General features: G+C 40.0%; 19 protein-coding genes and 1 other RNA gene. All 20 read left to right on the forward strand.

Annotated elements, in window-relative coordinates; genetic code table 11:
* The first annotated feature begins 712 nt into the window (after positions 1-712).
* On the forward strand, positions 713-1090 hold the full coding sequence (locus ACFIL3_RS07135; RefSeq protein ID WP_375611985.1) for a hypothetical protein: 378 nt from the start codon (positions 713-715) through the stop codon (positions 1088-1090).
* A 1362-nt stretch (positions 1091-2452) separates the two neighbouring features.
* A complete protein-coding gene (locus ACFIL3_RS07140) occupies positions 2453-2962 on the forward strand; it encodes a lytic transglycosylase domain-containing protein (protein WP_375613362.1) in 510 nt (169 codons plus the stop codon).
* A gap of 83 nt (positions 2963-3045) precedes the next feature.
* An RNA gene (gene rnpB, locus ACFIL3_RS07145) (RNase P RNA component class A) lies at positions 3046-3436 on the forward strand.
* 264 nt (positions 3437-3700) lie between these two features.
* Entirely contained in the window at positions 3701-4699 is a 999-nt protein-coding gene (gene rsmH / locus ACFIL3_RS07150) for a 16S rRNA (cytosine(1402)-N(4))-methyltransferase RsmH (RefSeq protein WP_375611987.1), read from the forward strand.
* Complete coding sequence (locus ACFIL3_RS07155; RefSeq protein WP_375611988.1) at positions 4696-5100, forward strand: hypothetical protein; 405 nt, start codon at positions 4696-4698, stop codon at positions 5098-5100. The genes rsmH and ACFIL3_RS07155 overlap by 4 nt, the downstream gene beginning before the upstream one ends.
* Positions 5100-6842 carry a peptidoglycan D,D-transpeptidase FtsI family protein gene (locus ACFIL3_RS07160; protein WP_375611989.1) on the forward strand — a complete coding sequence of 581 codons (1743 nt, stop codon included), beginning with the start codon at positions 5100-5102 and terminating at the stop codon, positions 6840-6842. The genes ACFIL3_RS07155 and ACFIL3_RS07160 overlap by 1 nt, the downstream gene beginning before the upstream one ends.
* 23 nt (positions 6843-6865) lie before the next feature.
* Complete coding sequence (locus tag ACFIL3_RS07165) at positions 6866-8317, forward strand: UDP-N-acetylmuramoyl-L-alanyl-D-glutamate--2,6-diaminopimelate ligase (RefSeq protein WP_375611990.1); 1452 nt, start codon at positions 6866-6868, stop codon at positions 8315-8317.
* On the forward strand, positions 8314-9735 hold the full coding sequence (murF, locus tag ACFIL3_RS07170) for a UDP-N-acetylmuramoyl-tripeptide--D-alanyl-D-alanine ligase (RefSeq protein ID WP_375668336.1): 1422 nt from the start codon (positions 8314-8316) through the stop codon (positions 9733-9735). Before ACFIL3_RS07165 ends, murF begins: the two co-directional genes overlap by 4 nt.
* Positions 9736-9757: 22 nt before the next feature.
* A complete protein-coding gene (mraY, locus tag ACFIL3_RS07175; RefSeq protein ID WP_375611992.1) occupies positions 9758-10828 on the forward strand; it encodes a phospho-N-acetylmuramoyl-pentapeptide-transferase in 1071 nt (356 codons plus the stop codon).
* Positions 10829-10832: 4 nt separating this feature from the next.
* Positions 10833-12227 carry a UDP-N-acetylmuramoyl-L-alanine--D-glutamate ligase gene (gene murD / locus ACFIL3_RS07180; protein WP_375681979.1) on the forward strand — a complete coding sequence of 465 codons (1395 nt, stop codon included), beginning with the start codon at positions 10833-10835 and terminating at the stop codon, positions 12225-12227.
* 143 nt (positions 12228-12370) lie between these two features.
* Positions 12371-13525, forward strand: coding sequence for an FtsW/RodA/SpoVE family cell cycle protein (locus ACFIL3_RS07185; protein ID WP_375638336.1), 1155 nt, complete (start codon positions 12371-12373; stop codon positions 13523-13525).
* The gene (gene murG / locus ACFIL3_RS07190) at positions 13518-14654 is read left to right on the forward strand and encodes an undecaprenyldiphospho-muramoylpentapeptide beta-N-acetylglucosaminyltransferase (RefSeq protein ID WP_375681980.1); all 1137 of its coding nucleotides are present in this window, start codon (positions 13518-13520) and stop codon (positions 14652-14654) included. The genes ACFIL3_RS07185 and murG overlap by 8 nt, the downstream gene beginning before the upstream one ends.
* The gene (murC, locus tag ACFIL3_RS07195; RefSeq protein WP_375632331.1) at positions 14638-16065 is read left to right on the forward strand and encodes a UDP-N-acetylmuramate--L-alanine ligase; all 1428 of its coding nucleotides are present in this window, start codon (positions 14638-14640) and stop codon (positions 16063-16065) included. Before murG ends, murC begins: the two co-directional genes overlap by 17 nt.
* On the forward strand, positions 16043-17020 hold the full coding sequence (gene murB, locus ACFIL3_RS07200) for a UDP-N-acetylmuramate dehydrogenase (RefSeq protein WP_375638334.1): 978 nt from the start codon (positions 16043-16045) through the stop codon (positions 17018-17020). Before murC ends, murB begins: the two co-directional genes overlap by 23 nt.
* A 237-nt stretch (positions 17021-17257) precedes the next feature.
* A complete protein-coding gene (locus tag ACFIL3_RS07205; protein WP_375628832.1) occupies positions 17258-18178 on the forward strand; it encodes a D-alanine--D-alanine ligase in 921 nt (306 codons plus the stop codon).
* Positions 18166-19077 carry a cell division protein FtsQ/DivIB gene (locus ACFIL3_RS07210; RefSeq protein WP_375618227.1) on the forward strand — a complete coding sequence of 304 codons (912 nt, stop codon included), beginning with the start codon at positions 18166-18168 and terminating at the stop codon, positions 19075-19077. Before ACFIL3_RS07205 ends, ACFIL3_RS07210 begins: the two co-directional genes overlap by 13 nt.
* Positions 19074-20375 (forward strand): cell division protein FtsA, encoded by a 1302-nt coding sequence (gene ftsA, locus ACFIL3_RS07215; RefSeq protein ID WP_375681981.1) that lies wholly within the window; start codon positions 19074-19076, stop codon positions 20373-20375. The genes ACFIL3_RS07210 and ftsA overlap by 4 nt, the downstream gene beginning before the upstream one ends.
* A gap of 63 nt (positions 20376-20438) precedes the next feature.
* A complete protein-coding gene (gene ftsZ, locus ACFIL3_RS07220) occupies positions 20439-22211 on the forward strand; it encodes a cell division protein FtsZ (protein ID WP_375681982.1) in 1773 nt (590 codons plus the stop codon).
* Between the two features lie 215 nt (positions 22212-22426).
* Positions 22427-23311 (forward strand): UDP-3-O-acyl-N-acetylglucosamine deacetylase, encoded by an 885-nt coding sequence (gene lpxC / locus ACFIL3_RS07225; RefSeq protein ID WP_375681983.1) that lies wholly within the window; start codon positions 22427-22429, stop codon positions 23309-23311.
* A gap of 158 nt (positions 23312-23469) precedes the next feature.
* Positions 23470-24023 (forward strand): outer membrane protein assembly factor BamD (gene bamD / locus ACFIL3_RS07230; protein ID WP_375681984.1); only part of this gene is annotated, 554 nt, incomplete at its 3' end.

The raw sequence follows: 24023 nt of genomic DNA on the forward strand, positions 1-24023 counted from the left end.
TTTTCCATTTTTTACGGTTATTTGTGTAAGATTTTAAAAATCTACGTTTTTCTTTTTGTGGTGATTGCTGTTGGAAAAGTGATTCTATTTTTACGTAGTTTGATTTTTATAGGGTGGATACGTAGAAATTACTGTTTTTTAATATGATCATCAGAGTTATGAAAGAAACTATTTAAAAGTTATAATGATCGTAGATTCTAATTGATGCTTCTTGAAATAAAATTGCTTCAAATTGGGTCATTTTGAACTTTTTTTGCCTAAATTTAAACATTTTTAAATAATTTATAATTCTTTTATGTTTTTTTGCGTAGAAGATGATAAGAATTTCTTGTTGTTTAAAGAATTTTATTCCATAGCAAGAATATTGCATCAGCTATCTTAGTGGTTGATGTAAGAGGACAATCGGGGAACCTCCTCCCCCCCCCCCCGCGTGGATCCCCTAGATTGTCTGGCCTGACTGAGGAAATCCTCAGTCAGGCTTTTTGTAATTATTTTAGGAAATGTAAGGTGTTATTAGGGGGAGGTGTAAAATTTGTTATTGTTTCGCCTATAGTACCTAAATACATAGAGGGGCGAGTCTTATTGGGCGGATAGTGTTAGCGTATTCATTTTTAATAATTTGATTTTTCTTTATTGAGGCATTGTTGAATGCTATAAGGGGAATCATAAAAGGAATCTATGTTTGTATTCTGTGGTCTTTAGGTAAGAGATAATGGGATCTTTTTCGCATCGTATTATTTTTATTTTATTCGTATTTTTTATTTTTGGCGCTGTCTTTTTTGCTTCTCGAAGTGGTGTTGTTTATCAGTTTTTTCCCGGTCGCTCTTCTTTTTCTTCTCAGCAGCTTGATGTAACAGAGGAGGAGTTATTAGAGAGATTATCCGTATCTTTTCCAGATATTATCAAGCATCTTTCTAAAATGACCCCTCAACAGCAAGAGTTGTTTATTGCGCAGCTGCGTCGTGATGTAATTGCGCTTGCTTCTAAAAGTGGTCAGAGTCGTGAGCAGGCTCAAAAATCTGGTGAAACTGTTGCTATGGCTCTCTCGAAAGCGATTTCTCGTCCTTCCGTTGCTAATGCTTATTTTTAGCTATTTTTTTAATCGCGCTTTTGGGTTTTATTTTAAGGAGAAAGAGCTTCTCTTGAAATTTTGAAAAGTGCGAGGAGATGATCAATTTGTAAGGTATTAACAGAATTTATCTCTCAAAAGGTAAGCAATTGGAGTATAAGGGTAATGTTGCAATCATTACAGGAGTGATAGAAAGTCTATCAAGGGTATTGGTCCAAGTTAATTGCATTATCAATCGCTACAATGACAAAAGCAGTATTGACTATAATAAAACACGTTAACTGCATTTTATATGCCGGTTATTTTTTTATTTGATATGAGAAAATAAAATTTTTTAAAGGATTTAAGCTTTTTTTGTTCTACGGATTTTAGGATATTTATCCACTTGTGTGATTTCTGAAAATGAGGTGCAAGACTGATAAGATGATAGTCTGTGACAAAGAAAAAATATTTGAATGAAGATGAGAGGTCTATTTTTATTTAAAAAGGCTTTGGGGGTATTGAGTTTTCTAACATTTTTCAAAAAAATAGACACAAGTAATTGTTAAGCTTTGTTGTAGGGATAAAAACGGATATAACTTTTTTAGTATATTGTTTTATAATGATAATTTATCATTTTATATTGAATGAGAATCTTAAGAATTGTAAAATCCTCTCATTTTAAATTTATCCATGGTGAAAAAATTAAAATCAGTTTCTTGTATACCACAAGTAGAGGCTTGTGTGGATAAAAACTCTTTTAAAAAGGAATTAAAAAGCTTCTTTGAGACATCTTGAGAGCTAAAAGTCTGTTCCAATATTTTGAATTGGTAAAGAGTATGATGGTTTTAATATATTTATGAATTTTTTATGCGCAATGATGGGGAGATTTGTTTTGTGATTTTTTGAGATTTTATCGGACATAAAGAGTGCAGTGGGTGTTTATTAATCAGAGAGAAGCGTTGATAACGGTTTATATTTTTTGTGAACCTTTTTTGATATCGAGCATCTTCGGTAAAAAGATGCTCTTGTCTCTCTTTCTTTGAGGGATTGATCTCAATAAAAAAATTAATAATCTTATGTAAAAAATATTACATCTAGTTCAGATGCTATTTTTTTAATATAAAAATTGATTGATACAACAGTGATAGCCGCAAGTTATAGATTATATCATTTTATTTGATACACTATAAGATTAATTATAGTCTTTTTATTTTTTTATTTTATGATATAGAGAAATCTGAGACTTGTGCATAAAGATATATTCTTTTATTTCATAATTTTATCTTGAAATTGTCTTACTATTTCCTTTTTAAAGACGTTCTTTTGCTTTCTTTTTTGTATAATACATTTGCAAATTACTTGCGGCTAGAATTTGAGAATGTTTGAGTGAAGAGAAAGAAAATGCAATTTTTGAAAATCTTGTTAAATACAGCATGTGCTGTATTTTTTGTATTTGATATAAGTTGGACTCATAGTGTCTTAAATGTTGCGGAATCAGGAGAAACCTCAGTGATTGTTGCTTCTAAGATTTCTGCTCGTCCTTATGAGTTTCTTATTCAGAAACTTGCGAATAAATATAATGTTCCCGTTAATTTAGCACATGCTGTTGTAAAAGTTGAAAGTAATTATAAGGCAGGTATAAAGGGGGCTGCTGGCGAAATAGGTTTGATGCAAATTAAACCCTCTACGGCACGAGGGTTGGGCTTTAGTGGTTCTGTACAGGATTTATACGATCCTGCGACCAATCTTGAATATGGTATGCGTTATTTGGCACGGGCCTATAAACTCAGTGGTGGAAGTACGTGTGGTACAATCCTTAAATATAACGCAGGTCATGCTGCAAAAAAAATGAATTCCATTTCAGCGAAATATTGCGCAAAAGTAAAGACTTATCTGGCTTCATTAAAATAAAAACATCTGTTGAGAGAGGTTTGTCATAAAATATTTTAAGATGCTATTTTCACGGAGCAGAAAATGTTTTATAAACTAGTATGTCAGTCGGCTGGGCAGCCGCGCTTGTCTGATACTGAAATACGGCAGGTGAGGAAAGTCCGGGCTCCATGGAAAGACGGTGCCGGGTAACACCCGGCGGGGGTGACCCTAGGGAAAGTGCCACAGAAAGTAAACCGCCTATTTTTATAGGTAAGGGTGAAAGGGTGGAGTAAGAGCCCACCGCGCATTCAGTAATGAATGTGGCAAGGTAAACCCCACCGGGAGCAAGACCAAATAGAAATGACGTGCAAAATTTAATTTGCAGCCGATTTCCGGGCGAGTCATTCGGGTAGGTTGCACGAGGCGGATGGTAACATCCGTCCCAGATGAATGGTTGCCATGTAAAGTGTAAGCTTTACTCTACAGAACCCGGCTTATAGGCCGACTGATATTTCATGATGATAGGCGATATTTTATAAGATCAATTATATATGGTCTTTTATGGAGTCTATGTGTTTGAAATAGACACTTGAGCAAAGAGTGTTTTAAAAAATTATAACATTTCTTTAAGTATAATGCGTTAGGATCTGTTTTGGGATAACTTTAGTTTTTTCGTTCATTGTGATTAATGTGAAAGTTGAAGGCTAGGTTATTCTAAGATCAGTTGCCATGAGAGAGCTGTTGATTTAAGACAGCATAACTTCAAGACGGATTATTTTGATAAAGCAGGATCAAAGAGCTGAACGCCATATTCCAGTGTTGTTACAGCCAGTTTTGGCTGGGCTTATGCCATTGGTTGGAGCAAAAGTGATTGATGGCACCTTTGGTGCTGGTGGTTATACGCGCGCTTTGTTAAAGGCAGGGGCACAGGTGATTGCTCTTGATCGTGATCCTTATGCTATCAGTGCAGGACAATCGCTTGTTGAAGAATTTTTTCCACGCCTTCGTTTGGTCCATATGGCGTTTTCACAGCTCGATCGTGTCGTTGAAGAGAAGGTGGATGCAGTTATTTTGGATATTGGTGTCTCTTCAATGCAGCTTGATGAAGCAGAAAGAGGTTTTTCTTTTCAAAAAGATGGTCCATTGGATATGCGAATGGCTCAGACTGGTTTTACAGCCAGCGATGTTGTCAATCATTTAAAAGCAAGGGATTTGGCACGTATTTTTAAGATATTAGGGGAAGAGCGTTATGCGGGGCGAATTGCACGGATGATTGAAAAGCGTCGTGTTGTACAGCCTTTTTTGCGTACAGGTGATTTGGCGTATGCTATCGAAATGTTGATAGGACGTAAGCCGGGAGATCGTATTCATCCGGCAACACGTGTATTTCAGGCTCTTCGTATCTATGTTAATGATGAAATTGGTGAATTGGCATGTGGTTTATTTGCTGCTGAACGCGTTTTAAAAGCTGGAGGCCGTTTGGGGGTTGTCAGTTTTCATTCTCTTGAAGATCGTATGGTCAAAAGATTTTTTTCGGCTCGTTCTGGAGAATGTATGAGATCACGCTATCTGCCAGAAATAAAGGCTACTCCAGCAACATTTTTTCCTTTGTTTAGAGGTGGGATCACGGCAACTAAAGAGGAGTTACAGAAAAATCCTCGTTCACGTTCTGCGAGGTTGCGTATTGGTGTACGGACTGAAGCAGAGGCTCTTGCAGCAGATATGAAATTATTTGGTTTAGCAGAGATTGCCAGTTTTGAAGGCAGCAAAAAATGACAGTTTTTCGTACATTTGATATGATTTTAGTGTTGATTATGATTTGTATGGCAGGACTTACTTATAAGGTAAAATATGATGTTCAAAAGCGAATGAACGAAGTTCTTCATCTTGAGCATGAAATTGCTGCAGCAAAAAATACGGTAAGTTTGCTTCATGCTGAGTGGGCTGTGATGATAAGGCCTTCACGCATGCAAAAACTTGCGAAACGTTATCAGAAAGAACTTGGGTTAGAGGTTATACAGCCGCGTCAAATCGTGGAGTTTAAAGACATTCCGGTACGGGTACATGATCAAATTGAAGAAGTGATTAAACAAAATATCTTGGAAGATAATCAAGATATTTTGACAAATAATCGGGCTTCTCAGATCAATAGTGTTGTCCAAAAAGGCGCGCAGTAATGAAATCGACTTTTTTATTCTCACAGAAGAAAAAGCGCTTAAAGAATTCGTTGAATAATCATAATGTTTCTGTTCGTCGTCCCTATTCTAGTCGTCCACGTTTGCTTTTTTCGTTGTTCTGCTTTTTAATTTTATATGGCATCATGGGGGCTTGCCTTATTTCTTATGGGTTGGAAGGTGGACAGATTGAAGAAGCAAAAGGGCCTGGAGTTCTTCAATTGATGGCACGGCCTGATATCGTTGATCGTAATGGTCGTTTATTGGCAACAGATATTAAAACTTATTCACTTTTTGCTGAGCCACGACGTATTATTGATGTGGATGAAACAATTGAATTGCTCTCAACAGTTTTGCCTGATCTTAATTGGCAGGAAACCTATAAGCGCTTAAAAAGAAAAACTGGTTTTTCTTGGATACAGCGTGGGTTAACACCAATGCAGAAGACACAAATTATGGCTCTTGGTATACCAGGAATTGGTTTTCGGACTGAAATTCGTCGCTTTTATCCTGATGGACCTGTAACTTCCCATATTCTCGGCATGGTGAATGTTGATAATCAAGGCATTGCAGGTATGGAAAAATATATTGATGATGCGGGTTTGAGTGCTCTGCGTGCTGCTGGTCTTGCCATGGAAGAATCATTAAAACAAGTTCAGCTTTCGATTGATGTGCGTGTTCAGGCAATTGTTCATGATGAACTTATTCAGGCTATGAAGCGTTATAAGGCAATTGCTGCAGGAGCTGTTATTTTAAATATACATACGGGGGAAGTTTTGGCTTTGGCATCACTACCAGATTTTGATCCTGGAAATCCTATTGAAGCTTTAAAAAGTGATCGTCTCAATCGGATGACGGCAGGAGCTTTTGAAATGGGATCGATTATTAAAAGTTTTACGACCGCCATGGCACTTGATTCCAATATTTTTTATTTAAACAGTATTATTGATGCTTCAAAGCCAATAAAAGCAAGTAGTGGGTATACTATTCATGATTTTCATGGAAAAAATCGACCCTTAACGTTATGGGAGGTTTTTATTTATTCTTCTAATATTGGTTCTGCTAAAGAGGCATTGGCGATAGGGATTGATAAACATCGTGGTTTTTTACAAAAACTTGGATTACTGGATCGTCTCACAACAGAGTTGCCTGAAGTTGCCCACCCTATTGTGCCACATCATTGGAAGGATATACATTCTATGACGATTTCTTTTGGGCATGGTATGGCAACAACACCCTTGCAAACAGCTGTCGGGGCTGCTGCTTTAATGAATGGTGGTTGGTTAATTGCTCCGACATTTTTAAAACGCACAAAAGAACAAACTCTGCACCATGCAAAACGGGTTTTGCAGGCTAAAACAAGTCAAAATATGCGTTACCTTTATCAATTAAATAGTGATATTGGTTCTGGACGTAATGCAAAAGTAGAAGGCTATCGTGTAGGTGGTAAGACAGGAACAGCTGAAAAAGTTGAAAATGGAAAATATTCTAAAACAAAAAATTTCAATAGTTTTCTTGCTGCTTTTCCTATTGAAGATCCTGCTTATGTTGTTTTAACAATTATCGATGAACCAAAGCCAGAGGAGGGACAGCGTTCAGCAACAGCGGGAATGAATGCTGGACCAATGCTTGCTAATATTGTTCGTCGCACAGCTAGTTTTCTTGGTGTAAAACCCGATTTTAAAAAAGAATATGAGCCTCTTTTAAGTAAAAAGAGCAATTCAAGTTTCGTTAAACAACGGTAAAATGAATATAAAGGTGCGTTATCATGTTGTTGGGAACAGTTTTTACAGAATGTGTTGAAGATGAAAGTCTTTCTTCAATAGAAATAACAGGAATCAGTGTGGATTCTCGGCAAGTTTTGCCAGGCTATGTTTTTGTCGCTGTTCAAGGAAAAAAAAGTGATGGAAGGCACTATATAGATGATGCGATAAAGCGTGGCGCACGAGCAATCGTTACAGATTATCATGCTGTTCTTGAGGATTTATCTGTTCCCATTTTACGTGTTTCTAATGTTCGTCATAGTTTAGCGTTGGCAGCTGCACGTTTTTACGGTTCTCAGCCTGAAACGGTCGTTGCTGTGACTGGTACAAGTGGTAAAACATCTGTTGTCTCTTTTCTTCGGCAAATTTGGACTTATGCTGGATTTTGTGCTGCGAGTATAGGAACGGTTGGTGTTGTTTCTCCTAAACGGAATGTTTATGGTTCTCTCACAACACCTGATCCGGTCGTCTTGCACCGTCTTCTTTATGAAATTTCTCATGAAGGTGTGACTCATGCAGCTCTTGAAGCTTCTTCGCATGGGCTTGACCAAGGACGACTTGATGGAGTCCGTTTAACGGCTGGTGCCTTTACCAATTTAGGGCGAGATCACATGGATTATCACACGGGGGTAGAGGATTATTTGCGGGCTAAAATGAGGTTGTTTGATACACTTTTGCCTGTATCTGCTCCTGCTTTGATTTTTGCTGATGATGTTTATTCACAAAAGGTTATTGATGTTGTTACACAAGCGCGCCGCCGTGTCTTGACAATTGGTCGTAAGGGGCAATTTATCACGATTAATCGTGTCGAACATCAACGCTCAAAACAGTGTATTGAGTGTCGTGTGGAAAACAATATTTATACATTTGATTTGCCTTTAGCTGGAGATTTTCAGGTCGCCAATGCGCTTATGGCAGCGGGGTTAGCAATTGCAACGGGCGTTTCACCTCGTAAGGTTTTTTCTGCGCTTGAAACTTTGCAGGGAGCACCTGGGCGGTTAGAGTTTGTGGGAAAGACAGAAAATAATGCGCTTGTTTACATTGATTATGCCCATAAACCAGAAGCTTTGGAGCAGGTTTTGCTTTCTGTTCGTCCCTTTACGCAAGGGCGCTTGATCGTTGTTTTTGGTTGTGGAGGAGATCGTGATCAAGGGAAAAGACCTTTGATGGGAAAAATTGCGGCGGATAAAGCGGACATTGTTATTGTAACGGATGATAATCCTCGCACAGAAATGCCAGAAAAAATACGCAAGGATATTTTACAGGCGGTGCCAACAGCAATAGAGATAGCAGATCGTGGAGAGGCTATTTCTTACGCGGTGGAGCTTTTGAAAGTTGGTGATACATTAATCATTGCTGGAAAAGGTCATGAGGATGGCCAAATTATAGGGCAGACAACTTATCCTTTTTCAGATCGTCTGAAAGCGATAGAAGCTTTAGAGGACCGAAAAAAATGACAGCTTTATGGGATAAGCAAGCACTTGTTGCTGCAGTTAATGGTGTTGTAATGGGAAGCCTGCCAGAAACTTTTTCTGGGGTTTCCATTGATAGCCGTACTCTTGCGGAAGGGGATGTTTTTTTCTGCATTAAAGGGCATCATCTTGATGGTCATGATTTTGCTGCGCAAGCTTATGAACGAGGTGCAGGCGTTCTTATCGTTGCGGAACACCGTTTGAGGGATATGAAAAAGATATCGGCTCCACTCATTGTCGTTCCTGATGTTTTGAAAGCCTTAGAACAACTTGCACAAGCTGCACGCAAACGTTCAAGAGCTAAGATTATCGCGATAACAGGATCGGTGGGAAAAACAACGACAAAAGAAGCTTTGAAACAAGCACTTGCAACGGCTGGGAATGTTCATGCGAATCTCGCTTCTTTAAACAATTGCTGGGGGGTTCCACTCACTTTAGCGCGGATGCCTGTGGAGAGTGATTATGGTATCTTTGAAATTGGCATGAATCACAGAGATGAAATTCGCCCTCTGGTCAAACTGGTTTGTCCGCATGTTGCTCTCATTACGCATATTTGTGCAGGACATATGGGTTTTTTCAAGGATCTTGAAGAAATAGCAAAGGCAAAAGCTGAAATTTTTGAAGGATTGGATGAGGAAGGCATTGCCATTTTAAATGCGGATAGTGATTTTTTTTCTTATCTTGTTCAAAAAGCAAAGAAATGCGGTGTAAAAAAGATCTTAAGCTTTGGTGAGACTAAAGATGCTGATTATCAAGCGCATGATATACGTCTTCTAACCGATAGTTCTTCTATGATTGTGCGTATGGGGGGGCGGGATAGGGAGGTCCAAATTGGTGCTCCTGGGCGCCATATTGTGCAAAATAGTTTAGGGGTTATTGCTGCTTGTGATGCTATGGGGGTTGAGCTAGAGCCTGTTTTTCTTTCTTTTCGCCATTTTTCTTCTCAAAAGGGGCGAGGTGTTCGTTATCGACTGTCTTTATCAAATGGGGGTGAATTTTATCTCATTGATGAAAGCTATAATGCAAATCCTGCTTCTATGCGTGCTGCACTTGAGCTTCTTGCTACAGGGCCTGTAGGGAAAGGGGGGCGGCGAATTGCTATTTTAGGAGATATGCTAGAGTTAGGGGAGTATAGTGAAAAGCTTCATCGTGATTTAATAAAACCAATACGTCTTTCTGGTGCTAATCCGGTTTTTCTATTTGGTGAGGCGATGAAATCTTTAGTCAGTGATTTGTCTGCTGGTGTTAAGGTTCATTATGCTGAAAATATTGAGAAAATTTTATCGCTTCTTTTAGCAGAAATTTCTTCTGGGGATCTGCTTATGGTTAAATCATCCAATAGCCTTTGTTCATCAAATATTGTGACTGCATTGCTTGATCGCTATAAAGCGGTTTCTTCATAGTTTTAAGAGGTTTTTTTATTCCATGATGCTATTTTTTTCTTCGTTTAGTGATTGGCTTCCAGGTGTGAATGTATTTCGTTATATTACTTTTCGCACGATAGCGGCTATGCTTACTTCGGGGCTTATCGTCTTTTTGTTTGGTCCTAGCATCATTGCTTCTCTTAAATTGCGGCAGGGTAAGGGGCAACCGATTCGTGCTGATGGTCCTCAAACACATTTTAAAAAGGCTGGAACACCTACAATGGGTGGATTGATGATTTTAATCGGCATTGTGGTATCGGCATTTTTATGGGGTAATTTATCGAATATTTACTTTTGGGTATCGCTATTGGTTATGCTTTCTTTTGGGGGAATTGGATTTTATGACGATTATCTTAAGGTCACAAAACAAACAGACAAAGGATTTTCTGGGAAAGCACGATTAAGCTTGGAGTTTTTTGTTGCGGCAATTGCGGCTTTTGCCATCTTGAAAATTGGCTCATCTGGATTAGCTTTGCCTTTTTTAAAAGATTATCTTATCAATTTGGGCTGGTTTTTTATTCCTTTTTCTGCTTTCGTCATTGTTGCGACGGGTAATGCGGTTAATTTAACGGATGGACTCGATGGGCTTGCTATTGTTCCTGTGATGGTTGCAGCTTTATCTTTTGCTCTGATTGCTTATCTTTCTGGTAATATGAATTTTGCTGATTATCTCCAAATCCATTATGTATCGGGAACAGGTGAATTGGCTGTTTTATTGGGAGCTGTTGTTGGGGCAGGGCTTGGTTTTTTATGGTTTAATGCACCACCTGCAGCTATTTTTATGGGAGATACTGGTTCATTGGCTCTTGGAGGACTCTTAGGGACTGTTGCGGTTGCTACGAAACACGAAATTGTTTTGGTTCTTATTGGTGGGCTTTTTGTTGTGGAAGCTTTTTCGGTCGTTATTCAGGTTGGTTATTTCAAATTAACAAGAAAACGCGTGTTTCTTATGGCACCGATACATCATCATTTTGAGAAAAAAGGCTGGACTGAAAGCCAAGTCGTGATACGCTTTTGGATTATTTCGATTGTTCTCGCTCTCATAGGTCTTTCAACACTTAAATTGCGGTGAGAATGTGATTTCTGTTACGTGTTATAAAGGTCAAAAAGTTGCTCTGTTTGGATTGGGACAGTCTGGACTAGCAACGGCACAAGCATTGATGTGTGGTGGTGCAGAAGTGGTGGCGTGGGATGATAGTCCTTCAAGCGTGCAAATGGCTTTTCGGCACAATATTCCAACACGAGATCTCCGTTATGAAGATTGGTCAGAATTTGTTGCATTGATTGTAGCTCCTGGAGTTTCTTTAAGTTATCCTCAACCCCATTGGGTTGTTGAAAAAGCACGAAAAAAAAATATAGAAATTATCGGTGATATTGAATTATTTGTTCGTGCGCGCCAGTATTTTTTACAACATTATGGTTTGTGTGACCAAGATGTTCCTTTCATTGCGATTACGGGGACGAATGGCAAGTCAACCACAACGGCTTTACTTGCGCATTTGTTGGAAAAAATGGGCTATGATGTGCAGATGGGGGGAAATATCGGAAAAGCAATATTGACGCTTAAGCCCTTTGTTAAAAAACGTATCTATGTGATTGAATGTTCATCATTTCAAATTGATCTTACTCCCTCTCTTCAGCCGACCATTGGACTTTTATTGAATTTAACACCTGATCATATTGATCGACATGGGAGTTTTTCCTGTTATGTGCAAACCAAAAGGCATCTGATTGCTCAGGCTTCTCAGGCTTTCATTTCAGTTGATGATGCAGCTTGTCGGGTTTTATATCAACAGTTACTTCATGATGGGAAGCAAATTGAGGCAATTTCCAAGGATCATTTTGTTGAAAATGGTTTTTATGCAGATGGGACCAAGCTCTTTTCTGTTCGTCAAGGACAGAGTCATATGCTTGCAGATCTTGCTCCTATGGCGGGGTTACGTGGGAGTCATAATGCGCAAAATGCCCTTATGGCATTAGCAACATTGCAGGCTTTAAAAATAACCGATCCTTCTGTGAACAAGCATTTGGCAAGTTATAAAGGGTTGGATCATCGTATGCAGCAGGTGCGTAAAATGGGGGCGGTTTTGTTTATCAATGACAGCAAGGCTACTAATGCAGATGCAACAGCTCCTGCGCTTTCCACCTTTAATGATATTTTTTGGATTGTTGGAGGACAGGCAAAAAAGGGAGGGATAGAGTCTCTTAGAGAATTTTTTCCTAAAATTCGTAAAGCTTATTTGATTGGGAGCGCGGCGGAAGAATTTGCTCGCACTATTGGATCTGCTTTTCCCTTTTCTATGAGCTTAACTTTGAAAAATGCGGTGCGTGAAGCAGCTGTTGACGCAATGGGTTGTAAGGAAAAAGAGGTGACGGTTCTTTTGTCACCTGCTTGTGCAAGTTATGACCAATTTAAAAATTATGAAATGCGAGGCGAAGCATTTGTCTCTTTTGTGATGCAGTTACAATAAAAAAGCATCAGTTATAAAAAAATATTTTTGCGTTAAGACTCCAGAATCTTTTTTTGTGTAATTTAGTTTTTAAAGTGTTTGTTAAACAGGCTGGGGAACCATATTACTTTGAGATAATTTATAAAATGGATAAGGTGGATACCATGGTGACGCGTGCAGATAGAGATCCAATTGCTAATTGGTGGTGGACGATTGATCGCTCTATCTTTGCAGCTTGTTTAATTTTAATGGGAATTGGCATTATGCTGTCTTTTGCTGCCAGCCCTATTATTGCAAAAAAAATCGGAATTGCTGATAGTTTTTATTTTGTTCGGTGGCATATCATTTTTAGCATTTCAGCATTTTTTACGATGGTTACCATTTCCTTTTTTTCGCTTTCTAATATTCGTCGTTTATGTGCTCTTTTGCTCATTGTAACGCTTGCTCTTATGGTTGCAACCTTATTTTGGGGTCCAGAATTAAAGGGAGCACGGAGGTGGATTCTACTATTTGGTTTTTCTGTACAGGCTTCAGAGTTTATGAAGCCAGCTTTTGTGGTTATGTCCGCTTGGCTTTTTTCGGAACAGATACGCAAGAGGGGCATTCTGGGTTATACGTTAGCGATTCTACTTTATGCCATTTGTTGTGTGCTTCTGGTTTTGCAGCCTGATATTGGACAAACAGTTTTAATAAGTGCAACATGGGGGGGGCTGTTTTTTATTGCTGGTGTCCCTCTTACTATTATTTTTCTCTTTCTCATTTTAGGCGTTGTAGGAATTATTTTAGCTTATCTTTTTCTGCATCATGTGCGCGAGCGGATCAATGGTTTTTTGACAGGTGAAGGAGATACTTTTCAAGTGGATGTGGGACGTGAGGCTATTTTGAATGGTGGTTGGTTTGGGCAAGGTCCTGGGGAGGGCACAGTAAAACGTATCATTCCTGATAGCCATACAGATTTTGTATTTTCCGTTGCTGCTGAAGAATATGGTATTATTCTTTGTTTATTAATTATGATGCTGTTTGGCTTTATCGTTATGCGTTCATTGTATATAGCCATGAATACACGTGATTCCTTTATACGTCTTGGTATTACTGGCATAGCAATGATGATTGGCTTTCAATCAGCTATTAATATGGCCGTTAATCTTCACTTAATTCCTCCAAAAGGTATGACATTGCCTTTTATTTCTTATGGTGGTTCTTCGATGGTGGCGATTGCGTTTTCAATGGGCATTTTGCTTAGTTTAACACGTCGTTGGCCAGAAGCGCGCCTTTCAGCTTTTTCTTCCTCTTCTGTCTTGGATACCCCTTATGAATGATAAAAAAGTTATTATTTTGGTGGCTGGTGGTACAGGTGGACATCTTTTTCCTGCTGAAGCCCTTTCTGTTGAATTAAGGCAGCGTGGATATGATGTTCATTTAATAACAGATGAAAGAGCACGCCCTTTTGTTCGGTGTTTTGATGAAGAGCATATTCATATCGTTTCATCGGCAACATTTACACGACGCCATCCTTTTGCTCTGATAAAGACGTTTTGGTCTTTGCTAAGGGGTATGGGGCAATCGTTGGCGTTGTTTTATAAATTACGTCCTGTTCTTGTTGGAGGATTTGGGGGGTATCCGAGCTTTCCTCCTCTTTTTATTGCGGCTTTAACGAGGCGTGTGACATTTATTCATGAACAAAATGCTGTTATGGGGCGTGCCAATCGGATGTTGGCAATTTTTGTGCGTGCAATCGCTGGTGGTTTGTTGTCACCAAATGGCGCTTATGCTCATAAAATACTTTTGACGGGGAATCCTGTCCGTGAGGCTGTGTTGAAGGCGGCCAAAATTCCTTATCATTCTTCAGAGGGAGAAAAGCCATTTAATTTTTTGATTTTTGGAGGTAGTCAAGGGGCTTCTGCTTTTTCACATATTGTTCCAGAAGCTATTGCTTTATTTGATGATAAGAACCGTAAACGTTTACGAATTGTACAGCAAGTCCGCGGTGAAGCAGGAAGGTTGATCAAAATCTATCGTGATATGGGGGTACAAGCAGAAGTTGCTCCTTTCTTTGATGATATGGCTGAACGTATGGCACATGCTCATTTTATTTTGTCGCGCGCTGGGGCTTCGTCCGTTTGTGAGATAGCGGTGATTGGTAGACCTGCTCTGCTTGTTCCCTATCCCCATGCTTTAGATCATGATCAGGCTGCCAATGCAGCTTTGCTTGCTCGTGTGGGGGGAGCGCAAATTATATCAGAAAAAGATTTAAATGCACAAAAGCTTTCTTCTCTTTTAATGCACGCTTGTTGTGCGCCCCATTTATTGGAAAAACAAGCGCTTGCTGCAAAAAAAGTTGGACAACCTCATGCAACACGTCGTCTTGCTGATATGGCTGAGTCCTTAATTGCAGGGCGATTGTTGTCAGATATAAAAGAGGAGCTTTTTAATGAAAATGCCACTTGATATAGGCGTTATCCATTTTATCGGAATCGGGGGGATCGGTATGAGTGGAATTGCGGAGGTTTTTTATAATCTTGGCTATAAAGTTCAAGGGTCAGATCAAGTTGAAAGTGCAAATGTTGAACGTTTGCGGAAAAAAGGAATTAACGTTCATATAGGTCATTGTGCTGAAAACTTAGGGAATGCAGAGGTTGTTGTTTTTTCTACTGCCGTTAAAAAAACAAATCCTGAGTATATTGCTGCAAAGGAAAGACATTTGCCGCTTGTCAGACGTGCAGAAATGCTGGCGGAGCTGATGCGATTTCGGCGTGCAATTGCAGTGGGTGGTACACATGGTAAAACAACAACCACATCAATGGTCGCAGCCCTTCTTGATGCTGGTCATTTTGATCCAGTGGTGATTAATGGCGGTATTATTAATGCTTATGGTACGAATTCTCGTACGGGAGATGGCGATTGGATGATTGTTGAAGCTGATGAAAGTGATGGTACATTTTTAAAGCTGCCTGCTGATATTGCTGTTATTACTAATATTGACGCTGAGCATTTGGATCATTATGGAAGTTTTGATGCTGTGCGTGAGGCTTTTCGGCAATTCGTAGAAAATGTTCCTTTTTATGGTTTTGCTGTTTTGTGTCTTGATCATCCAGAGGTTCAGTCATTGGCGGGCCGTATTGATGATCGTTGGGTGATCACTTATGGTGCAAATCCACAAGCGGATGTTCGTTTTCTTAATCTTTCGATGGATGGTCAAAAAACGCATTTTGATGTTCTTGTTCGCTCACGCAAAACAGGAAGAAAGATTGAGTTGAAAAATTTGCTTTTGCCCATGGCAGGGCAGCATAATGTTGCCAATGCAACGGCGGCGATTGCTATTGCGCATGAACTTGGCATTTCAAATGAAGCTATAAAAAGGGGCTTAGCAGAATTTGGCGGAGTAAAACGGCGTTTTACGCGAACAGGAAGTTGGCGTGGCATTGAAATATTTGATGATTATGGACATCATCCTGTTGAAATAAAGGCTGTTTTGCGTGCTGCACGTGAGAGTGCAAAAGGGCGTGTTATTGCGATTGCACAACCCCATCGGTATTCGCGTTTGTATCATTTATTTGATGATTTTGCTGCTTGTTTTAATGATGCAGATACAGTGTTGATTACGCCCGTTTATGCGGCTGGTGAAGAGCCTATTGTAGGATTTGGTTCTCAAGAATTGGTAGAGCATATTAAAATGGCGGGTCATCGTGATGTGCGCTTGATACATGGTTTGGAAGATGTTGTGTCTCTTGTCTCAAAATTTGCTCAGGCAGAGGATTATGTTGTTTTTCTTGGTGCTGGCAATATCACACAATGGGCTTGTGCTTTGCCTCATCAGTTAGCGGTATTGGATGGTCATGATAAATTTTCAGCACATTGATGGTGAGGCGCTATTGGCGCAATTGCAACCACTGTTAGGTGGCGTGAGAGGAAAGCTTACACCTAATGTTGAGATGCGTAAGGTAACGTGGTTTCGCACGGGCGGGTTGGCAGAGCTTTTTTATCAGCCTGTCGATGAAGAAGATTTGGCTCTCTTTCTTCAAAATTTGCCTGAATTTGTTCCTGTAACAATTGTCGGTATTGGTTCTAATCTTCTGGTGCGTGATGGGGGGGTTCCTGGTGTTGTGATTCGTCTTTCGCCAAAAAAATTTGGGCAAGTGAAGCAAGTTTCTCCAAAAGGCTTTTTAGTTGGTGCTGGTACGGCGGATAAACATTTAGCTGCTGCCGCTTTAGAAGCTGAGATTGCAGGTTTTCATTTTTATCATGGTATTCCTGGAGGTCTTGGAGGAGCTCTCAAAATGAACGCAGGTGCGAATGGTGTTGAAACCGCAGCGCGTGTTGTCGAGGTCTATGCGCTGGATCGTAAAGGGCAACGTCATATCTTGAGTGTGGAAGATATGCATTATTCCTATCGCCATTGTGATATTCCTAAAGATTTTATTTTTACGGCTGCTTTATTAGAAGGAAAACTCGGCAATAAAGATGATATTCGTGCTGCTATGGATGAAGTTGCCCTCCACAGAGAAACTGTGCAACCTATTCGTGAAAAGACAGGGGGATCAACTTTCAAAAATCCTGAGAATGGATCTGCGTGGCGCGTGATTGATGAAGCAGGGTGTCGTGGTTTACGGATTGGTGGCGCTCAAATGAGTGAAATGCACTGTAATTTTATGATTAATACAGGGCAAGCAACAGGATATGATCTTGAAGTATTGGGAGAAACAGTGCGTGCGCGTGTTTTTGCAAATTCAGCCCACCTTTTACAATGGGAAATAGAGCGTATTGGTCAATTTGAGCGTGGTCGAAGTGTTTCTCCTTTTGATCCATTTCATTGATTTATTGTTCACTAAAAAGTGAAAATAAAAAATTGAGTCATTTCAAAGAGATAATAAAAAATTTCTATTAAGAATCAATAAATTAACAAAGAATCTCTTGCATCAAGCTTTTGAGTCTGATTCATTATGCAAAATGCTAGGTTATTGATTCGCAAGGATAAACTTTGTTTTTCCTGTATGTAGTGCTGATGTATTCTATATAGACTACATATAGTATGCGAAAGAGGGTGATTTATTATGAAAGATAAACATATAGCTGTGTTAATGGGAGGTTTTTCTTCTGAACGGTCTATAAGTTTATCTTCAGGGGCGGCGTGTGCTGATGTTTTAGAGGTGCAGGGGTATCGCGTGAGCCGCGTGGATGTTGATGCTCATATTGCTTCTGTTCTTGAACAGTTGCAGCCCGATATTGCCTTCAATGCATTGCATGGTCCATTTGGTGAAGATGGCCGGATTCAGGGGATTCTTGAATATTTAAAAATTCCTTATACTCATTCTGGCGTGATGGCATCTGCTTTGGCAATGGATAAGGGACGTGCAAAAATTATCGTTGCAAATGTTGGGGTTTGTGTTGCTCCTTCTCGTATCATGAGCCGCTTTGCTTTGGGCCGAACGCATCCCATGGAGCCTCCTTATGTAATTAAACCTGTGTGTGAAGGATCAAGTTTTGGTGTTGTCATTGTTCAAGGAAATGAAATTGCGCCGCCACATAATATTGGGGGAGCTGAGTGGGGGTATGCCGATGAGGTGATGATTGAAAAATATATTCCTGGTCGTGAATTGACTTGTGCTGTTTTGGGGAACGAAGTGCTGGATGTGTGTGAAATTCTTCCCGATAAACACTTTCCATTCTACGATTATGACTCAAAATATAAAACGGGTGGTTCTCTTCACATTTGTCCTGCACAACTTTCACTAAATATTTACCAAAGTGTGCAAAGAATGTCTTTAGCAGCCCATCAGGCGATAGGGTGTCGAGGTGTTAGCCGTTCTGATTTTCGTTTTGATGAAAAAACGGGAGAATTGGTTTGGCTTGAAATTAATACGCAACCAGGTATGACCTCGACGTCTCTTCTTCCTGATATTGCAAAAGCGAGCGGCCGTACTTACGGCGATATTGTTCAATGGATGGTGGAGGACGCATCATGTATGCGTTGAATGTTAATAAAACAAATGTTCCGATGGAGGTGCTTTCAGTGCCGGCTTTGCCACGTCTTTATCGTCGTTTTCTTCGGTTTATGTTTGAGTTTGTTTTTGTCAATATTCATATTCCACGCCATTTTGGCTCTTTTGCTGTTGTGTGGTTTTTCTTTGTTACGGCTTTTTATGGACTTTCATCAAGTGGTCAGATGGCTGTGATCGTAAATACGATCATATTGGATAGTAGTTTTGTGGTCACTCATGTCGATATAAGCGGTAATAAGCGCTTGGCAAAGCAGGATATTTTTAAAATTTTAAAACTTGATGTTGCGCCTTCTATATTCACTTTTGATGTTGAAAGAGCGCGTTCTCTGTTGGAAAAACAGGCTTGGGTGCAATCGGCTAATGTTCAGAAAATTTATCCCAATAGAATGCGCATTTCCATCGTGGAGCGTGAACCCTATGCCATTTGGCAACATGATGGCATAATGGATATTGTTGATAATACAGGTCGTGTCATTGTGCCTTTTAAAGGAGAAATTGTTCGGGATTTACCTCTTGTGGTTGGGCAGGGTGCACAAAATGCTGCTAAAGTGTTTATTCAAGCGCTGTCAGTCTATCCGGAAGTATATGATCGTATTCGTGCTTTTGTGCGGGTAGGTGATCGACGTTGGGATCTTGTTTTGAATAATGGAATGCGCGTTATGTTGCCTGAAAATGGTGCTCTTGAAAGGCTTTCTTCTCTTTTTTCGTCCGGTACAATGCAAGATCTTTTATCTCGCGATATTCTCAGTGTTGATTTACGTCTTGCTGATCGAATTACTGTTTCTTTATCAGATGAAACGTTGGAGCGTTATCATACTACTGTAGCAGAAGAAGAACGTATTTTAAAAGCGCGAAAGGCAGGAAGCCTATGATGCTACTCAGATCACATCATTTGAAGGGGCGTAAAACACGTTTTTTAACGGTACTTGATGTCGGTTCAAGTAAGATTGTTTGTCTTATTGCTTGTTTGCGTCCTTTGAAGCATGCACACTATTTACATGGTCGTACACATTCTACGGAAATTCTAGGCTTTGGAGTGCAGCGTTCACGTGGTATTAAATCCGGTGTTGTTATGGATATGTTTGCAGCAGAACAATCAATAAGATTGGCTGTTGATGCGGCAGAAAAAATGGCGGGTTTGGTGGTGGATTCAGTGATTGTGAATTTTTCCTCAAGTCGATTACAAAGTGCTTTGATTAATGGAAAGGTTCATTTGAATGGTCGTGAAGTCACCAAGCGTGATATGCGTATGGCCTTTTCAGATGTTTCGCGTAAAGCCTTTGATGCTGAACGTCATGTTATGCACTCAGTTCCAGTTTCTTATGTATTGGATGGAGATAAAGGAATTTTTGATCCTATTGGCATGGCAGGGGAAACATTTGGTGTCGATGTGCATGTGGTAACAGCGGAAACAGCATCTTTGCGTAATTTAGAAACTTGTATTAATCGTGCACATTTGAGTGTTGAAGCAATGGTTGCCACTCCCTTTGCAAGTGGTCTTGCTGTTTTGATGAATGATGAGGCGCATTTAGGGGCTGCATGTATTGATTTTGGTGGTGGAACAACAACATTTTCAGTGTTTTTTGAGGGGAAATTTATTCATGCAGATGCTCTTGCTGTTGGGGGGCATCATGTCACTCTTGATGTTGCGCGCGGATTTTCTATGTCTTTAACAGAGGCGGAACGTTTAAAAGTTGTTTATGGTTCAGCACTTTTAACAAGTGCTGATGAGCGGCAAATGATTAATGTAGCAGAAATTGGGAGTGAACAGCGTGAAACTCAATATCCTCGCGCGGTTCTTGGGCGTATCATTCGTGCGCGTGTTGAAGAAATTTTAGAAATGGTCCGTGATTGTTTAAATCGTTCTGGTTTTGGTCACATCATTGGTAAACGTGTTATTTTGACTGGGGGAGCAAGCCAGTTAACAGGATTGCCAGAAATGGCACGTACTATATTAGGAAGAAATGTTCGTATCGGGCGGCCTTTAGGTATTTCGAGGCTTCCTTCTCTTGCAAAAGGGGCGGCGTTTACATCTGCTGTTGGGTTGTTAATTTATCCGCAATTGGTGGGTTTTGAAGAAAAAACAATGCAGGCGGCAGGAAATCATTTATCGATGGGCACGCGTGGATATTTTCAGCGTGTTGGTCAGTGGTTGCGTGAGAGTTTTTAGTTAAGTCTAGTTGGATAAATTTCATCGCTTTGGCTTGCGGTGTCTTATGAGAAGGAAAAGAAAATGACGATTAATCTGCATCGGCCAGATATCGCGGAATTGAAGCCACGCATTACCGTTTTTGGTGTTGGAGGTGGTGGCGGGAATGCCGTGAATAATATGATAAATGCTGGTCTTCAGGGAGTTGACTTTGTTGTTGCAAATACGGATGCACAGGCTTTGGCTATGTCAAAGGCTGAACGTGTTATCCAACTTGGGGCAGCTGTGACAGAAGGTTTGGGTGCTGGGGCTTTGCCTGAAGTTGGACAAGCGGCGGCGGAGGAATGTATTGATGAAATTATTGATCATCTTGCAGACTCTCATATGGTTTTCATTACTGCTGGTATGGGGGGAGGAACTGGAACAGGAGCTGCTCCCGTTGTTGCTCGCGCAGCGCGTGAAAAAGGTATTTTGACTGTTGGTGTTGTGACAAAGCCTTTTCAGTTTGAAGGGGCACGTCGTATGAAAACGGCAGAGGCTGGTATTGAAGAATTACAAAAGTCTGTCGATACATTGATTGTTATTCCCAATCAAAATCTTTTCCGTATTGCAAATGATAAGACAACGTTTGCTGATGCTTTTGCTATGGCTGACCAAGTGCTTTATTCTGGTGTTGCTTCCATTACGGATTTGATGATTAAAGAGGGTTTGATTAACCTTGATTTTGCTGATGTTCGTTCTGTTATGCACGAAATGGGTCGAGCCATGATGGGAACCGGTGAGGCATCTGGTGATGGGCGTGCTTTGGCTGCGGCTGAAGCTGCTATTGCAAATCCATTGTTGGATGATACCTCTATGCGTGGGGCGCGTGGTTTATTGATTTCTATTACGGGTGGTCGTGATATGACTCTCTTTGAGGTTGATGAAGCTGCTAATCGTATTCGTGAAGAAGTAGATGCTGATGCGAATGTGATCTTTGGCGCTATTGATGATGAGTCATTGGAAGGTGTTATTCGTGTTTCTGTGGTTGCCACCGGTATTGATCGTGAAGTTAGTGATGTTGTTCAGTCCTCTCATCCTCAGATTCAAAGACCTGCTTCTTCAATACGCAAGAGCGATCCTGGAACGTCACACAGTTCTTTTCATGTTCAGTCATCGCCTCTGCGTTCTGAGTCAATGGTAGAAGTGATCGAATCACTTGAAATAGAGAAGGGTAAATCAACCGGAGAACAGTTCCGTCCCAAAAGTCAAATTTTTGCACAACCTGCAGAAGCAATGACGACACGAAGTGCCACGAATGCTGTTGCGTATGGTTCAAATGCTGTTCAGGAACAGAGATCCAATGTGCCTCGTATGCAAGTAAGCCGTGGTTCTCAACAGGCGATGACGGCTCCTGTGAGTATGGAGGCAACAGCACATGTTCTTGATGAGATGACAGGGGTTGTGAAGCAAAAAGAAAAGCCAGTGCAACCAAAACAAATGCAACAAATGCAAGCGCGCGCTCCAATGCGTATGCCTGAGTTAAAGGATTTTCCTCCTGTTGCTCATGGACAAAGTCAAAGAACATTTGTGACTGATCAAGGTCCTCGTAATCTTTGGCAGCGTTTGAAACAGAGCTTGACACATCGTGAAGAAGCTGAGCCAGAAGCGAGGCTGGAGCCTGCTGTTAGATCGTCTCAGCAGAAAGATTCTCATGTTTACAATAAAAATTCTCAGGCGCTTTCTCAAGATGCTTCTGTTTATGTTCCACGTCGTTCTGGTGAGCTGCATCCTCAGGTACCACAAGATCAGCGTACTTTTATAAGTGAAGAAGATCAGTTGGAAATACCAGCATTTTTACGTCGTCAGGCAAATTAATTGATGAAAAATGAGGTAAAGTAAGAAATTTTATTATTTCTTTAATGCTCAGTCAAAAATTATACAGTAAAATATATTACTGTTTTTTGGATAAAATACTTTGTTTTAAAAAGACCGCTTACAATAAGCGGTTTTTTTTTTATTATTTACTATGAATATTTTTTATAGTTTTATAAATTTTGTTAAAAGATGTACAAGCAATTTAATAAAATGATATGATGAATTTAGTACCAAAATATCAATCTACTCTTAAAAAAGCAGTAACATTTAAGGGGATTGGCGTTCATAGTGGCTGTTTGTCAGTGGTAAAGGTTTGTCCAGCGGATGTTGGGTGTGGTATTGTTTTTAAGCGTTGTGGATTAGACGGAACAGAGAAAATATTTCAAGCCCATGCATCGCAAACAGGAAAAACTGAATTATCAACAGTACTTGGAGATGGAGATGTAAGGGTTGAAACAATTGAACATTTGATGGCGGCAATTGCTGCTTATAATTTGGATAATCTTGTTATTGAAGTGTCACATAATGAGATTCCTATTTTGGATGGTTCAGCGTGGCTATATTGCCAAGCTTTTGAAGATGTTGGTATTGTACAGCAAAATGCGTTGCGTTCTTATTTCATTATAAAAAAGCCCGTGCGGGTTGAAGGAGCTCATGGTGTTGCAGAGCTTTTGCCATTCGATGGACGTCGTTTTGATATAACGATCTCTTTTCCTTCTTCTGTTATTGGTAAGCAACATTTCAGTTTTGATCTTACCACACGAGGGTTTAGGGATGATTTGTCACGTGCGCGCACTTTTGGTTTTATCAAAGACGTGGAAGAATTAAGGCTTTCTGGAAAGGCGAGAGGCGCTTCTTTGGAAAATTCTCTTGTTATCGACCTTAATGATAAAATTTTAAATCCCGATGGTCCTTATTGGGAGAATGAATGTGTTCGGCACAAGATGCTTGATGCGATTGGTGATACTGCTTTGCTTGGGGCACCTTTTATTGGATTATTTCGTTCTTATTGTAGTGGGCATAGAATTAATGCGCAATTGGTGAAGGCTGTTTTGGCAGACGAATCATATTATGAAAAAAGCTTTTTAGAGAAAAAGTAAAAAAATTGGCAAGATTTTTTTATCGTTTATTTGATTTTTAAGGGGATGATTGACCTAAACTGCTAAATTGGTTATGTGGATTTTAAAGTGATATGGTATAAAACCTTTGATAAATTGTTTTTGCTACAAGGTGATATTCTGTGGAGGCCGGAAAAACTATGAAAAAATCTCATGTGTGCATTGGAAATATGACATATAGAAAATCTAACATTGTACGCAAGATATTGGGGGTGGTGCTTTTGGGAAGCACCTGTATGTTAGCGGGATGCCTCTTTAAAGAGAAAAATACCCTTGATCCATCTGCTTATGTTTTGAAAATAGAGCCACCAGATGTTCTCTATAATCAGGCGCTTGCTAGCCTTGAAAGTGGGCGGCTTGGGGATGCATCGAAGAAGTTTTTGAAGATTGAAAAACAGTACGCTTATACAGACTGGGGACGTAAATCTTTGGTCATGGGTGCTTTTACTAATTATCGACTCGGAAAGTATGATGATTCAATTAGTATGGCTCAACGCTATATTACTCTTTATCCAGGGTCGACTGACTCGGCTTATGCATACTATATTATTGGTCTTTCTTCTTTCCGTCGGATTCCTGATGTTACACGTGATCAACGTGATACGAAACGTGCTATTGCTGCTATGCAGCTTCTTATAGAGCGCTATCCAAATTCTGAATATGTCAAGGATGCTAAGGATAAAATCCGTTTTGG

The sequence above is a fragment of the Bartonella sp. CE47NXGY genome (genome assembly GCF_042195415.1).
Taxonomy (GTDB): domain Bacteria; phylum Pseudomonadota; class Alphaproteobacteria; order Rhizobiales; family Rhizobiaceae; genus Bartonella.

Excerpts from the sequence above, each read along its gene's own strand:
- ACFIL3_RS07165 (WP_375611990.1), top strand. The coding sequence starts at position 6,866 with ATGTTGTTGGGAACAGTTTTTACAGAATGTGTTGAAGATGAAAGTCTT.
- murB (WP_375638334.1), top strand. The coding sequence starts at position 16,043 with ATGATAAATTTTCAGCACATTGATGGTGAGGCGCTATTGGCGCAATTG.
- murF (WP_375668336.1), top strand. The coding sequence starts at position 8,314 with ATGACAGCTTTATGGGATAAGCAAGCACTTGTTGCTGCAGTTAATGGT.
- ACFIL3_RS07135 (WP_375611985.1), top strand. The coding sequence starts at position 713 with ATGGGATCTTTTTCGCATCGTATTATTTTTATTTTATTCGTATTTTTT.
- ACFIL3_RS07185 (WP_375638336.1), top strand. The coding sequence starts at position 12,371 with ATGGTGACGCGTGCAGATAGAGATCCAATTGCTAATTGGTGGTGGACG.
- ACFIL3_RS07210 (WP_375618227.1), top strand. The coding sequence starts at position 18,166 with ATGTATGCGTTGAATGTTAATAAAACAAATGTTCCGATGGAGGTGCTT.
- ACFIL3_RS07205 (WP_375628832.1), top strand. The coding sequence starts at position 17,258 with ATGAAAGATAAACATATAGCTGTGTTAATGGGAGGTTTTTCTTCTGAA.
- lpxC (WP_375681983.1), top strand. The coding sequence starts at position 22,427 with ATGATGAATTTAGTACCAAAATATCAATCTACTCTTAAAAAAGCAGTA.
- murC (WP_375632331.1), top strand. The coding sequence starts at position 14,638 with ATGAAAATGCCACTTGATATAGGCGTTATCCATTTTATCGGAATCGGG.
- ftsZ (WP_375681982.1), top strand. The coding sequence starts at position 20,439 with ATGACGATTAATCTGCATCGGCCAGATATCGCGGAATTGAAGCCACGC.
- ftsA (WP_375681981.1), top strand. The coding sequence starts at position 19,074 with ATGATGCTACTCAGATCACATCATTTGAAGGGGCGTAAAACACGTTTT.
- ACFIL3_RS07160 (WP_375611989.1), top strand. The coding sequence starts at position 5,100 with ATGAAATCGACTTTTTTATTCTCACAGAAGAAAAAGCGCTTAAAGAAT.
- mraY (WP_375611992.1), top strand. The coding sequence starts at position 9,758 with ATGATGCTATTTTTTTCTTCGTTTAGTGATTGGCTTCCAGGTGTGAAT.
- ACFIL3_RS07140 (WP_375613362.1), top strand. The coding sequence starts at position 2,453 with ATGCAATTTTTGAAAATCTTGTTAAATACAGCATGTGCTGTATTTTTT.
- ACFIL3_RS07155 (WP_375611988.1), top strand. The coding sequence starts at position 4,696 with ATGACAGTTTTTCGTACATTTGATATGATTTTAGTGTTGATTATGATT.
- murG (WP_375681980.1), top strand. The coding sequence starts at position 13,518 with ATGAATGATAAAAAAGTTATTATTTTGGTGGCTGGTGGTACAGGTGGA.